Below are 247 nucleotides of genomic sequence, written 5' to 3' on the forward strand. Positions count from 1 at the left end.
GCAATGCCCTATAGCCTCACAATTATAAAGGCTACAGAGCATGCTCTACTATTAATGCTAAATGCTAGCTGTCACGCAACTTCGCAGCATGTTGCTCAGTTAAAGCTCGTACCACTTTGTCAGTCGCGGTTTTGACTGCTTCATCAGACAAGGTCTGTAACCTATCCTGCCATACCAAAGCAAAAGCCAATGAACGCTGCCCAGTTGGTACATTGTCGCCTTGATAGACGTCAAACAACCATAGGTC

At 45.7% G+C, this 247-nt stretch carries 1 protein-coding gene; it reads right to left on the reverse strand.

The window, feature by feature from the left end:
* Positions 1-64: 64 nt before the first annotated feature.
* On the reverse strand, positions 65-247 hold a 183-nt coding region (locus AAEZ02_RS23205; protein WP_351125545.1), incomplete at its 5' end, for a phenylalanine--tRNA ligase subunit beta-related protein.

Origin of the sequence: Shewanella sp. T24-MNA-CIBAN-0130 (assembly GCF_040310185.1) — a bacterium.
In the GTDB taxonomy this organism is placed as follows: domain Bacteria; phylum Pseudomonadota; class Gammaproteobacteria; order Enterobacterales; family Shewanellaceae; genus Shewanella; species Shewanella psychromarinicola.